The sequence below is a fragment of the Streptomyces sp. NPDC050743 genome, assembly GCF_044456925.1.
GTDB lineage: Bacteria > Actinomycetota > Actinomycetes > Streptomycetales > Streptomycetaceae > Streptomyces.
The window spans coordinates 1-13,684 of the sequence record NZ_JBITGJ010000010.1; the positions used below are offsets into that span (position 1 = coordinate 1).

Consider the following 13,684-nt stretch of genomic DNA (forward strand, 5'->3'; position numbering starts at 1 on the left):
CGGTTACATTCCGAACCCGGAAGCTAAGCCTCACAGCGCCGATGGTACTGCAGGGGGGACCCTGTGGGAGAGTAGGACGCCGCCGAACAATTCTTATAAAAAGGTCGGATCCTGAACTTCGGTTCGGGGTCCGACCTTTTTACGTTTCGCTTAACGTGTCGTTCACCCTACGCGCCCAGCATCCAGCACATGGGAACTGCTGCAATGCTCAGGGCCGCCGGCGTCGGAGTCGGTGACGAGGTCGTCGTGCCTGCCTTCGGGAATGTCGAGGTCGCCGAGGCCGTGACCCTGGCCGGTGCGCTCCCGGTGTTCGCCGACATAGACCCGGTGACCTACTGCCTCGACCCCGGCGCTGTCGAGGCAGCCGTAACCCCGCGTACGGCTGCGGTCGTTGTCGTACACCGCTTCGGACGGCGGGCCGATGTGCGGCGGTTGCACGCGCTCGGGCAGCGGCACGAGGTGCTGGTGCTGGAGCAGGGCGAGTCCGAGGCGCCGTACGACGAGATAGCGCAGCGCAGGGAGCGCGCCGCCTACCTCGACGCCAAGCTCAGGGGCGTACGGACGCCGGACGGCGGGGACGGGCACACCTACCAGCAGTACGTCGTGCGGGTGCCGGGGAACGGCCGGCCGGACCGGGACGCCTTCGCGATGGCCTTGCGGGCCAAGGGAGTTGAGTGCCGGGTGCCGGTCAAGACGCCCGTGCACCGGCTGCCGGAGTTCCGTCGGTGCGTGTCCCTGCCGGAGACCGAGCTGGCTGCCGACGAGACGCTGACGCTGCCCGTGGACGCCGCGCTCACCAAGCGGGAGATGCAGCGGATCGTGTCGGCGTGCAACGCGCTCGGGGGACTGCTGCAGCCCGCCTACTGAGTGGGTTCCGAACGAATTTGGGAACTCGGGCCTGCTCGGGGTACAGTTTCGTCGTCGCCGCGAGGGAAACCTCGAAAACGACAAGCCCCTATAGCTCAGTCGGCAGAGCGTCTCCATGGTAAGGAGAAGGTCAACGGTTCGATTCCGTTTGGGGGCTCCAGCAGAAAAGGCCTCACCCTTCCGGGTGAGGCCTTTTTCGTGTCTGATGCCGGCTCAGGCGTCCTTGTGGATTCCCGGGACACGCATCGCCAAGATGGCCATGTCGTCCGACGGCGCGTCCGACGCGAAGCGTTCCACCGCGCGCATGATGCGTGCGGCGACCGCACCCGCTGTCAGACCCGTGCACGTCGTGAGGACGTCGGCGAGGCCGTCGTCGCCCAGCATGCGCGTGCCCTCACGGCGTTCCGTGACACCGTCCGTGACGCACAGGAGCACATCGCCGGGGTCGAGGGTGACGGTCTCCTCGTACAGCTCCAGGTCCTCGATCACGCCCAGCAGCGGCTGCGGTTCGGCGGCCGGCGTCACCGTGCCGTCCTGGCGCAGGCGCAGCGGGAGCGGATGGCCGGCGCAGACCACCTTCAGCTCGGCGCTGCCGTCCTCCTGCGGGCGCATCTCGCCGTAGAGCAGGGTCAGGAAGCGGCTGCGGTCGCCCTCGTCGAGGATCGCGGAGTTCAGGCGCTGCAGGACCGCCGGTCCGGACAGGCCCTCGCGGGCCAGCAGGCGCAGGGCGTGCCGGGCCAGGCCGGTGACCGCCGCCGCGTTCGGGCCCGTACCGCACACGTCGCCGATCGCGAAGCCGTAGGCGCCGTTGCCGATCGGGAAGAGGTCGTAGAAGTCGCCGCCGACCTCGTTGCCCTCGCCGGCCGCGCGGTAGATGACCTCCACCTCTACGCCGCCGATCTGCGGCAGGCCCGGCGGGAGCAGGCTGCGCTGGAGGGACTGGCTGATGGCCGTGCGCTCCGAGTACAGGCGGGCGTTGTCCAGGGCGAGCGCGGCCCGGCGGGAGAGGTCCTCGGCCAATTCCAGGATTTCCTGGCGGAAGTGTTCGTCGGTGGGCTTGCCGAGGGTCAGCATGCCGATGACGCGGTTGCGGGCCACGAGCGGCAGGACGACCGTCTCGCCGCCGACCGCGGCGGCCGTGGCGAGGGTCGGGCCGATGCCCGAGGAGATCTGGCGCGTGGGGCCGCCGGACAGGCCGAGGCTGCGCATGGAGGTGCGCAGGGCCGCCTGGTGGGCGACTTCGCCGGGGGTGGTCCAGACGCGGGCGCCGGGGGTTGGTACCGGGTCCGGCGGCGGGACCTTCGACAGCAACGACTTGATGCCGTCGATGAGTTCCTCGTCCTCGTGCAGGACGTACGACAGATACGGCTCGGAGGCCTGGTCGGCGATCGTGTAGACGGCGCACCAGGTGGCCAGCGTCGGGACCGTCATCTGGGCCATCAGGGCCATCGTCTGGTCGCGGTCCAGGGTGCCGGCCAGCAGGTCGGAGGCTTCGACCAGGAAGCTCAGGGAGCCGCGGCGCAGCCGCTCCAGCTCGCCCAGGCGGGCCGACTCGACGGCCAGGGCGATGCGGTCGGCCGCGAACTGCAGGCGCAGTGCCTCCTCGTTGGAGTACCGGCCCGGTGCCTCGGCCGCGACGCCGAGGGAGCCGGTGAGGCGGCCCTCGACCTTCAGCGGGACGGTGACGACCGAGCGCATGCCGGTGCCGGACAGCAGCGGTACGGCGCCGGGTACGGCGGTGAGGTCGTCGTGGACGGCCGGCATGCGTGCGGAGCCGTAGCGGCCGGGGCCGGCCTCGACGGGCACGCGCGCGAAGCGCTGGCGGGCGGAGGGCAGGCCCGTGGAGGCGCGGACCTCCAGTTCGGTCTCGTCGTCGGTGGCCAGCAGCAGGAACGCGGAGTCGCCGTCGAGCATGTCGCGGGCGCGCTCCACCGTGCGCTGCAGGAGGCCGTCGAGGTCGTCCGGGGCGGGGGAGCCGATGAAGACCTCGAAGGGGTCGGTGTTCTGGCCGTCGGAGGACGGGGCCTGGTCGCCGGCCGGGACGCGCGGCGGGCTCTGCAGCACGGCACGCTCGTCGTCGCGGACCAGGAGACAGACGGTGGAAGGTTCGCCGCCGGTGTCGCGGACCCTGAGGTGGGAGGCGTAGACCGTGGCCACCCGGCCGTCGGCGCCGCGGATGCCGTAGCTGCCCTCCCAGCGGGAGAGCTGCAGGGCCTCGGCCACGCCGGTGCTGGTGCCCGGGGTGTGCGGCCAGGCCGCCAGTTCGGTCAGGGGCCTGCCGATCACCTCGGCGGTCGAATAGCCGAACAGTTCTTCGGCGTCCTCGTTCCAGGAGGTGATCGAGCCCTTGCGGTCCACCTGGAGGACCGCGACGCGGACCCGGCCGTCGGCCAGCGGCAGCAGGTCGGCCGGCAGGCACGGGCCGGCGGTGCGGGTGCCGACCGAGCGTTCGGGGAGGTTGAGCTGGAACCAGACGTTCTTGTGGGTGGGCGAGTAGTCCACGCCCCAGCGGGTGGCCAGGGCCGCGCACAGCTGCAGGCCGCGGCCGCCCTCGCGGTCGGGGCTGCCCATGGAGACGGCGGAGTTCTGGAGGGGGACCTCGCGCTCGGGGTAGCGGTCCGAGACCTCGATGCGCACACCGTCCTCGGCGCGCAGGCACAGGACGTCCGCGTGCGTGCCCGCGTGGACGACCGCGTTGGTCACCAGCTCGCTGGTGAGGACCACGGCGTCGTCGACGATGTCGGCGAAGCCCCAGCCCTGGAGGGTGTCGCGGACGAAGGACCGGGCAGTCGCTACGGATCGCCCCACGGGCTCGAAGGTGGCGGCCGCGCGCGCGGTGATCACAGAACTCCTCGACCGGTTGTCTACGTGCAGGGCTGCGTGGCCGGCGGGCTCGCGCCGCTGCTGCGGCATCAGCTCGCCCGTCGGCTGTGGCTCCGGGGGCTGTTCCCCGGGGATGACTCCGGTGGTCATGGTCTGCGGCCGCCCCTCCGATGCCCGCTCGTTCTCGTGCCACCGCCCAAGCCGGTCGGACCGGTGCGGCTGGACAGCCGCATGCAAGGTTACTTACCTTCGCCGTCCGAGCGGATGCCGGTCGCCGGTGTTTACCCCCCATGGTGTGCGGACGATGTGCGAAGCTGCCGAACTGTTATGGCCTGGTTGGGCCGGGGTGAAACACTGGGCAAGCTTCTGATGAAGGTCGGGTCAGCCTGCGTGTGTTCCGTGTACGGCGGGCAGCAGCCTCTGGTGTGGCCGGATCTCGTCTGGCAGAAATACGCAGCAGTAACCGGTACGCGGAAGTAACCGGTATGCCGAAGACCGGCACGCCGGGCCGAAGCGGCCGAGCACAGCAGTAACGGTCTACCCCTCCGGGAGGGACACAGTGGAGTCTGGCGCGGCGACGCGTGGCACGAAGACGCGCGCGAAAGGCGGACCGTCCCTGGGCAAGCGCGGCGAGACCACCGCCGTGGACACGGCTGCCCTGAACCGGCTGCTGGCGGCTCTCGTCTCGATGCGCGACGGGAACTTCCGCAAGCGGCTCACCGTCTCCGGGGACGGTGTGATGTCGGAGATCGCGGCCGTCTTCAACGAGGTGGCCGACCGGAACCTGCATCTGACCGGTGAGCTGTCCCGGGTACGGCGCATGGTGGGCCGTGAGGGCAAACTCACGGAGCGGCTGGAGACGGGGGCCTGCGAGGGCTCCTGGGCGTCCGCGATCGACGCCTCCAACGCTCTGGTCGACGATCTCGTGTGGCCGGTGTCGGAGGTCGGCCGGGTGCTCACGGCGGTGGCCGAGGGTGATCTGTCGCCGCGGATGGAGCTGCGGACGCAGGCACTGGACGGCGGCACCGGGCACCCGCTGCGGGGTGAGTTCCTGAAGGTCGGCCGTACCGTCAACAACCTGGTCGACCAGCTGTCCACCTTCACGGACGAGGTCACGCGCGTGGCCAGCGAGGTCGGCACCGAGGGCAAGCTCGGCGGTCAGGCCAGGGTGCGCGGTATGTCCGGTTCGTGGAAGGACCTGACCGAGTCCGTCAACACCATGGCACGGCAGCTGACCGCCCAGGTGCGCGACATCGCCCTGGTGACGACGGCGGTGGCGCGGGGTGATCTGTCACGCAAGGTGACCGTGCAGGTCGCCGGCGAGATGCTGGAGCTGAAGAACACCGTCAACACGATGGTGGAGCAGCTGTCCTCCTTCTCCGTCGAGGTGACCCGGGTGGCCCGTGAGGTGGGCACCGAGGGCATTCTGGGCGGTCAGGCGCAGGTGCCGGGTGTGGCCGGCGTGTGGAAGGAGCTGACCGACTCCGTCAACACGATGGCGGGCAACCTGACCGCGCAGGTGCGAGGCATCTCGCAGGTCACGACCGCCGTCGCCAACGGCGATCTGTCGCAGAAGGTGACGGTTCCGGCGCGCGGCGAGGTCGCGCAGCTCGCCGAGACGATCAACCAGATGACCGAGACGCTGCGGATCTTCGCGGACGAGGTCACGCGCGTGGCGAACGAGGTCGGCGCGGAGGGCCGGCTCGGCGGGCAGGCGAACGTGCCGGGCGCCGCCGGTACGTGGAAGGACCTGACGGACTCCGTCAACACGGTCTTCCGGAACCTGACCACGCAGGTGCGGGACATCGCCACGGTGACGACGGCCGTGGCCAACGGTGACCTGTCGCAGAAGGTCACGGTCGACGTGGCCGGCGAGATGCTGGAGCTGAAGAACACCGTCAACGGGATGGTGGACCAGCTGTCGGCCTTCGGCGCCGAGGTGACGCGGGTCGCGCGGGAGATCGGTGTCGAGGGTGAGCTGGGCGGCCAGGCGCAGGTGCCGGGCGCGGCCGGTGCCTGGAAGGACCTGACCGACTCCGTCAACACCGCGTTCCGCAACCTCACCGGTCAGGTGCGCAACATCGCCCAGGTGACCACGGCGGTGGCCAACGGCGACCTCTCCCAGAAGGTCACCGTGGACGTCTCCGGCGAGATGCTGAAGCTGAAGAACACCGTGAACACGATGGTGGACCAGCTGTCGAGCTTCGCCGACCAGGTCACGCGGATGGCCCGGGACGTGGGTACGGAGGGCCGGCTGGGCGGCCAGGCCCGGGTGGACGGCGTGTCGGGCACGTGGAAGGAGTTGACGGACTCCGTCAACTTCATGGCCGGCAACCTGACCTCGCAGGTGCGGCAGATCGCGCAGGTGACGACGGCCGTGGCGCGCGGTGACCTGTCGCAGAAGATCGACGTCGACGCGCGCGGCGAGATCCTCGAGCTGAAGAACACGATCAACACGATGGTTGATCAGCTGTCCGCCTTCGCCGACCAGGTGACCCGGGTGGCCCGTGACGTGGGTACCGAGGGCCGCCTCGGCGGTCAGGCGCAGGTGCCCGGTGTGGCCGGTGTCTGGCGGGACCTGACCGACTCCGTGAACGGCATGGCCGGCAACCTGACGGCCCAGGTGCGCAACATCGCGCAGGTCGCGACGGCCGTGGCACGCGGTGACCTCTCCCAGAAGATCACCGTGGACGCGCGCGGGGAGATCCTGGAGCTGAAGAACACGCTGAACACGATGGTGGACCAGCTGTCGTCGTTCGCCCAGGAGGTCACGCGTGTGGCCCGTGAGGTGGGTACGGAGGGCATCCTCGGCGGTCAGGCCGAGGTGCAGGGTGTCTCCGGCACCTGGAAGGACCTCACGCAGTCCGTGAATTTCATGGCGAACAACCTGACGATCCAGGTGCGCAACATCGCCGAGGTCACGACCGCGGTCGCCAAGGGCGACCTGTCGAAGAAGATCACTGTTGACGCGAAGGGCGAGATCCTCGAGCTCGTCACGACGGTCAACACGATGGTTGATCAGCTGTCCAGTTTCGCCGAGCAGGTGACCCGGGTGGCCCGTGAGGTGGGCACCGAGGGCATCCTCGGCGGCCAGGCGCACGTGCCGGGTGTCACGGGCATCTGGAAGGACCTGAGCAACAACGTCAACCTGATGGCCAACAACCTGACCATGCAGGTGCGGAACATCTCCCAGGTCGCCTCGGCCGTCGCCAACGGCGACCTGACGCGTCAGGTGACGATCGAGGCGCGCGGCGAGGTCGCGCAGCTCGCCGACACCATCAACATCATGGTCAAGACGCTGAGTTCGTTCGCCGACCAGGTCACCAAGGTGGCCCGTGAGGTGGGCACGGACGGCATCCTGGGCGGCCAGGCGCACGTACCGGGTGTGGCCGGCACCTGGAAGGACCTCACCGAGTCCGTGAACCAGATGGCGTCCAACCTGACCGGTCAGGTGCGCAACATCGCGATGGTCACGACGGCGATCGCCAAGGGTGACCTGACGAAGAAGATCGACATCGACGCGCGCGGCGAGATCCTCGAGCTGAAGACGACGATCAACACCATGGTTGATCAGCTGTCCAGCTTCGCCGAGGAGGTCACGCGCGTGGCCCGCGAGGTGGGCACGGAGGGACAGCTCGGCGGCCAGGCACGCGTGCGTGACGTCGACGGCACCTGGCGGGACCTGACCGAGTCGGTGAACGAGATGGCCGGGAACCTGACCCGGCAGGTGCGTGCCATCGCGCGCGTGGCGACCGCGGTGACCCGCGGCGACCTGAACCTGAAGATCGACGTCGACGCGTCCGGCGAGATCCAGGAGCTGCAGGACTACATCAACAAGATGATCGCCAACCTGCGCGACACCACGATCGCCAACAAGGAGCAGGACTGGCTCAAGGGCAATCTGGCCCGTATCTCCGGCCTCATGCAGGGCCGCCGGGACCTGGAGGACGTGGCCTCGCTGATCATGAGCGAGCTGACGCCGGTCGTCTCCGCGCAGCACGGCGCGTTCTTCCTGACGATGCCGCTGATGGAGGGCAAGGACGTCGGCGACGGCGAGGACAACTACGAGCTGCGGATGCTGGGCTCGTACGGCTACTCGATGGGTTCCATGCCGACGTCGTTCCGGCCCGGTGAGGCGCTGGTCGGCACGGCCGCCCAGGAGAAACGCGCGATCCTGGTGGAGAACGCGCCCAGCGGCTATCTGAAGATCTCCTCCGGCCTCGGCGAGGCCCCGCCGGCGCAGGTGATCGTGCTGCCGGTGCTGTTCGAGGGCAATGTGCTCGGTGTGATCGAGCTCGCCTCCTTCACGCCGTTCACGCAGATCCAGAAGGACTTCCTCAACCAGATCGCCGAGATGATCGCGACGAGCGTCAACACCATCTCGGTCAACACCAAGACCGAGCAGCTGCTGAAGCAGTCTCAGGAGCTGACCGAGCAACTGAGGGAGCGCTCGGCCGAGTTGGAGAACCGGCAGAAGGCGCTGCAGGCCTCCAACGCCGAACTGGAGGAGAAGGCCGAGCTGCTGGCCCGGCAGAACCGCGACATCGAGGTGAAGAACACCGAGATCGAGGAGGCCCGGCAGGTCCTGGAGGAGCGCGCCGAGCAGCTCGCGGTGTCGATGCGCTACAAAAGCGAGTTCCTCGCCAACATGTCGCACGAGCTGCGTACGCCGCTCAACTCGCTGCTGATTCTGGCCAAGTTGCTCGCCGACAACGCCGAGGGCAACCTCTCGCCCAAGCAGGTGGAGTTCGCCGAGACCATCCACGGCGCCGGCTCCGACCTGCTTCAGCTGATCAACGACATCCTCGACCTGTCGAAGGTCGAGGCGGGCAAGATGGACGTCTCGCCGACGCGTATCGCGCTCGTGCAGCTCGTGGACTACGTGGAGGCCACCTTCCGTCCGCTGACCGCGGAGAAGGGCCTGGACCTGTCCGTACGGGTCTCCCCGGAGCTGCCCGCGACCCTGCACACCGACGAACAGCGGCTGCTGCAGGTGCTGCGCAACCTGCTGTCGAACGCGGTGAAGTTCACCGACTCCGGATCGGTGGAGCTGGTGATCAGGCCGGCCGGCGCCGACGTGCCGGTGGGCATCCGGGAGCAGCTGCTGGAGGCCGGCTCGCTGGCCGATCCGGACGGGCCGCTGATCGCGTTCTCGGTGACGGACACCGGCATCGGCATCGCGGCCAGCAAGATGCGGGTGATCTTCGAGGCGTTCAAGCAGGCGGACGGCACGACCAGCCGCAAGTACGGCGGCACCGGCCTCGGCCTGTCGATCTCCCGGGAGATCGCGCAGCTGCTCGGCGGTGAGATCCACGCGCAGAGCGAACCGGGCCGCGGCTCGACGTTCACGCTGTACCTGCCGCTGCACCCGAGCGAGCTGCCGCCGCAGGGCTACCAGCAGTCCGTGCCCGCGCTGGAGGCGGGCGAGCTGCTGGCCTCGGAGGCCGAGCGGTCCTCGGAGCTGTCCGCCGTGGAGATCGAGACCCCGGCCGAGGTGAAGTCCTACCGCGAGACGCAGAACGGTCCCGCGGCGCTCTTCCGGCGCCGGCGCCGGGGTCTGCCGCAGGGCGAGCAGCGGCCCGAGCCGTGGACGGCGGTGGCGGAGCAGGAGAGCGCGCCGCAGTCCGCGCGCGGGGTGCGGTTCGGCGGCGAGAAGGTGCTGATCGTCGACGACGACATCCGCAACGTGTTCGCGCTGACCAGCGTCCTGGAGCAGCACGGTCTGTCGGTGCTGTACGCCGAGAACGGCCGGGAGGGCATCGAGGTGCTGGAGCAGCACGACGACGTGGCGGTCGTGCTGATGGACATCATGATGCCGGAGATGGACGGGTACGCGACGACCACGGCGATCCGCAGGATGCCGCAGTTCGCCGGGCTGCCGATCATCGCGCTGACCGCGAAGGCGATGAAGGGCGACCGGGAGAAGGCGATCGAGTCCGGTGCCTCCGACTACGTGACCAAGCCGGTCGACCCGGATCATCTGCTGACCGTGATGCAGCAGTGGATGGGTGGAAAGTGACGAGATCGGCGCTCCGGGATGTGAACACCCGGGGAACCCTTGGCGTGGGTCGGGAGTTGTCCACTTGAGGTGAGGGCGAAGGTACGGCTTAAGGTGGCCTGCGAACGTATGGGAATGCCGGATTCCGGGAACCACCCCGGCCCCCGCCGCGTTTCCGGTATGTGCACAGTGACATCGCGGTGACAGGGTGTGGCGACGGGCGGGGTGCGGCTACGATGACCGGCACAAGGACGGGCGGCGAAAGGGAGTCGTCCCCTGGGGCGGCGCCCGGTGTACCGCCGGGGCGAGGAGGGCGGGCCATGGTGCAGAAGGCCAAGATCCTCCTGGTCGATGACCGGCCGGAGAATCTGCTGGCGCTGGAGGCGATCCTCTCTGCGCTCGATCAGACGCTGGTGCGGGCATCGTCCGGGGAGGAAGCGCTCAAGGCACTGCTCACGGACGATTTCGCGGTCATTCTGCTGGATGTCCAGATGCCGGGCATGGACGGATTCGAGACCGCCGCGCACATCAAGCGGCGCGAGCGGACCCGGGACATCCCGATCATCTTCCTCACGGCGATCAACCATGGCCCGCACCACACCTTCCGGGGCTATGCGGCGGGCGCGGTCGACTACATCTCCAAGCCCTTCGACCCGTGGGTCCTGCGCGCGAAGGTCTCGGTGTTCGTCGAGCTGTACATGAAGAACTGCCAGCTGCGGGAGCAGGCGGCGCTGCTGCGGCTGCAGTTGGAGGGCGGCGGCAAGGGCGCGGTCGGCGGCAAGGAGTCCGCCGGGCTGCTCGCCGAGCTGTCCGCGCGGCTCGCGGCCGTCGAGGAGCAGGCCGAGGCCCTGTCCAAGCAGCTGTACGACGATTCGGCGGACGCGGCCGCGGTGGCCACGGCGGCCCATCTGGAGCGCAAACTCACCGGGTTGCGGCGCGCGCTCGACGCCCTGGAGCCGGGCGCCGGCCCGGGCGGCTCTTCGGTGCCGGCGCAGAACTGACGTCCGCCCGGGCGGTGGTTGCCGATGAGCGTGCGTCAGTTCCGGTCTCCCGCAAGGGCGACACGAACGGGTGAAGCTGTGGGCACACGTGTCCGCTGTCGTCTCCCCCGGTAACCTCACACCCATGGCCTCACGTCCCTCCGCAGCCAAGAAGCAGCCCGCCAGGAAGGCGGCCGCTCCGGCGAAGGCTCCGGCGAAGAAGGCCGCAGCGAAGAAGGCCCCGGCCAAGAAGGCCCCGGCCAGAAAGGCCGCGCCGCCGAAGCCGGCGCCCAGCCCCACCGGGGGCGTGTACCGGCTCGTGCGCGCCCTCTGGCTGGGCCTCGCGCACGCCGTCGGCGCCGTCTTCCGCGGCATAGGGAAGGGCGCGAGGAACCTCGATCCGGCCCACCGCAAGGACGGCATCGCGCTGCTGCTGTTCGGCATCGCGCTGATCGTCGCCGCCGGCACCTGGGCCGACCTGAAGGGGCCCGTCGGCGATCTGGTGGAGATCCTCGTCACCGGCGCCTTCGGCCGGCTCGACCTGCTGGTGCCGATACTGCTCGCGGTGATCGCCGTACGGTTCATCCGGCACCCGGAGCAGCCCGAGGCCAACGGGCGGATCGTGATCGGCCTGTCCGCGCTCGTCATCGGCGTGCTCGGGCAGGTCCACATCGCCTGCGGTTCGCCCGCCCGCAGCGACGGCATGCAGGCCATAAGGGACGCCGGCGGACTCATCGGCTGGGCGGCGGCCACCCCGCTGACGTACTCCATGAGCGACGCGCTCGCCGTACCGCTGCTGGTGCTGCTGACGGTCTTCGGGCTGCTCGTGGTGACCGCCACCCCGGTCAACGCCGTCCCGCAGCGGCTGCGCGCGCTCGGCGTACGCCTGGGCGTGCTGCACGACCACGAGGCGGACGAGTTCACCGATGACGACGAGCGGTACGACGACCAGTGGCGCGAGGCGCTGCCCGCGCGCTCCCGTAAGCGCTCGTCCGCCCCCCGGGCGTACGACCCCGACAGCGCCGAGGAGGAGGCCCTCTCGCAGCGCCGTGGCCGCCCCAGGCGCTCCGCGGTGCCCCAGCCGGACCCACAGCGCCGGATGGACGCCGTGGACGTCGCCGCGGCCGCCGCCGCGGCGCTCGACGGCGCGGTGCTGCACGGCATGCCGCCCTCCCCGCTGGTCGCGGACCTCACCCAGGGCGTCAGCGTGGGCGACCGCGAGGAGACCACGCCGGTGCCCACCCCGGCGCCGGCCCCCGCGCCCGCCCCGACGCCGGTCCCGGCCGCGCGCCCCAAGCAGGAGAAGCTCAAGCTCGGGACCGTCCCCGACCTCACCAAGAAGGCCCCCGAGGAGCCGCGCGACCTGCCGCCGCGCGCGGAGCAGCTCCAGCTCTCCGGGGACGTCACCTACGCGCTGCCGGCGCTGGACCTGCTCACGCGCGGCGGCCCCGGCAAGGCGCGCAGCGCCGCGAACGACGCGGTCGTCGCCTCGCTCACCCAGGTCTTCACCGAGTTCAAGGTCGACGCGGCCGTCACCGGCTTCACCCGCGGCCCGACGGTCACCCGCTACGAGGTCGAGCTCGGTCCCGCCGTGAAGGTCGAGCGGATCACCGCGCTGACCAAGAACATCGCGTACGCCGTCGCCAGCCCGGACGTGCGGATCATCAGCCCGATCCCCGGCAAGTCCGCGGTCGGCATCGAGATCCCGAACACCGACCGGGAGATGGTCAACCTCGGCGACGTGCTGCGCCTCGCGGAGTCCGCCGAGGACGACGACCCGATGCTCGTCGCCTTCGGCAAGGACGTCGAGGGCGGGTACGTGATGCACTCGCTGGCGAAGATGCCGCACATGCTGGTCGCCGGTGCGACCGGCTCCGGCAAGTCGTCCTGCATCAACTGCCTGATCACCTCGGTCATGATGCGGGCGACACCGGAGGACGTCCGGATGATCCTGGTCGACCCCAAGCGCGTGGAGCTGACCGCCTACGAGGGCATCCCGCACCTGATCACGCCGATCATCACCAACCCCAAGCGGGCCGCCGAGGCGCTGCAGTGGGTCGTACGCGAGATGGACCTGCGCTACGACGACCTCGCGGCGTACGGCTACCGGCACATCGACGACTTCAACCAGGCCGTCCGCGACGGCAAGGTCAAGCCGCCCGAGGGCAGCGAGCGCGAGCTGCAGCCGTACCCGTACCTGCTGGTGATCGTGGACGAGCTGGCCGACCTGATGATGGTCGCCCCGCGCGACGTCGAGGACGCGATCGTGCGCATCACCCAGCTCGCGCGCGCGGCCGGCATCCATCTGGTGCTCGCCACCCAGCGCCCGTCGGTCGACGTGGTCACCGGCCTCATCAAGGCCAACGTGCCCTCCCGGCTCGCCTTCGCCACCTCCTCGCTCGCCGACTCCCGGGTCATCCTCGACCAGCCCGGCGCCGAGAAGCTGATCGGCAAGGGCGACGGCCTGTTCCTGCCGATGGGCGCGAACAAGCCGACCCGTATGCAGGGCGCGTTCGTCACCGAGGCCGAGGTCGCGGCCGTCGTACAGCACTGCAAGGACCAGATGGCGCCCGTCTTCAGGGAGGACGTCACGGTCGGCACCAAGCAGAAGAAGGAGATCGACGAGGACATCGGCGACGACCTGGACCTGCTGTGCCAGGCGGCCGAGCTGGTCGTCTCGACCCAGTTCGGGTCGACCTCCATGCTCCAGCGCAAGCTGCGCGTCGGCTTCGCCAAGGCCGGGCGGCTCATGGACCTCATGGAGTCCCGCAACATCGTGGGGCCGAGCGAGGGATCCAAGGCGCGTGACGTTCTTGTGAAGCCTGAGGAACTGGACGGCGTGCTCGCCATGATTCGCGGGGAGTCTGAGGAGTAGGGCGAAGGGCCGTCCGGCGGACGCCGGTCACACCGGGTGGCGGGCGCCGTCGTGATCCACCCGTTAGAGAGCGTCGAGCAACCGTTTCCCTTCGTCGTACGTCCAGTTGAGCGAAAGGACAGATGGGCGTCCCACCATGGG

General features: G+C 69.7%; 5 protein-coding genes, 1 tRNA gene and 1 rRNA gene. 6 read left to right on the forward strand and 1 reads right to left on the reverse strand.

All coding sequences use genetic code 11. From position 1 onward, the window contains the following. The 3 genes from rrf to ACIBJF_RS13315 form a co-directional block, all read left to right on the forward strand. Positions 1-88 (forward strand): 5S ribosomal RNA (gene rrf, locus ACIBJF_RS13305); the annotation flags it as partial. Positions 89-204: 116 nt separating this feature from the next. Next, entirely contained in the window at positions 205-867 is a 663-nt protein-coding gene (locus ACIBJF_RS13310) for a DegT/DnrJ/EryC1/StrS family aminotransferase (protein WP_356305285.1), read from the forward strand. Between the two features lie 84 nt (positions 868-951). After that, positions 952-1,027: transfer RNA gene (locus tag ACIBJF_RS13315), tRNA-Thr, on the forward strand. A 53-nt stretch (positions 1,028-1,080) separates the two neighbouring features. Here the strand turns inward: ACIBJF_RS13315 and ACIBJF_RS13320 are convergent. Further along, entirely contained in the window at positions 1,081-3,840 is a 2,760-nt protein-coding gene (locus tag ACIBJF_RS13320) for a SpoIIE family protein phosphatase (RefSeq protein WP_399173822.1), read from the reverse strand. A 409-nt stretch (positions 3,841-4,249) separates the two neighbouring features. On the opposite strand from ACIBJF_RS13320, the gene ACIBJF_RS13325 reads away from it, so the two are divergent. From ACIBJF_RS13325 to ACIBJF_RS13335, 3 genes are all read left to right on the forward strand, one after another. Next, positions 4,250-9,709, forward strand: coding sequence for a HAMP domain-containing protein (locus ACIBJF_RS13325; RefSeq protein WP_399173823.1), 5,460 nt, complete (start codon positions 4,250-4,252; stop codon positions 9,707-9,709). A 299-nt stretch (positions 9,710-10,008) separates the two neighbouring features. Further along, entirely contained in the window at positions 10,009-10,689 is a 681-nt protein-coding gene (locus tag ACIBJF_RS13330; protein ID WP_399173824.1) for a two-component system response regulator, read from the forward strand. 124 nt (positions 10,690-10,813) lie between these two features. Further along, positions 10,814-13,543, forward strand: coding sequence for a DNA translocase FtsK (locus tag ACIBJF_RS13335; RefSeq protein WP_399173826.1), 2,730 nt, complete (start codon positions 10,814-10,816; stop codon positions 13,541-13,543). The last annotated feature ends 141 nt before the right edge of the window (positions 13,544-13,684 follow it).

What these genes read in the sequence shown, in the direction of transcription:
- ACIBJF_RS13310 (WP_356305285.1), top strand. Translation starts at nt 205, where the DNA reads ATGCTCAGGGCCGCCGGCGTCGGAGTCGGTGACGAGGTCGTCGTGCCT.
- ACIBJF_RS13320 (WP_399173822.1), bottom strand. Translation starts at nt 3,840, where the DNA reads ATGACCACCGGAGTCATCCCCGGGGAACAGCCCCCGGAGCCACAGCCG.
- ACIBJF_RS13330 (WP_399173824.1), top strand. Translation starts at nt 10,009, where the DNA reads ATGGTGCAGAAGGCCAAGATCCTCCTGGTCGATGACCGGCCGGAGAAT.
- ACIBJF_RS13335 (WP_399173826.1), top strand. Translation starts at nt 10,814, where the DNA reads ATGGCCTCACGTCCCTCCGCAGCCAAGAAGCAGCCCGCCAGGAAGGCG.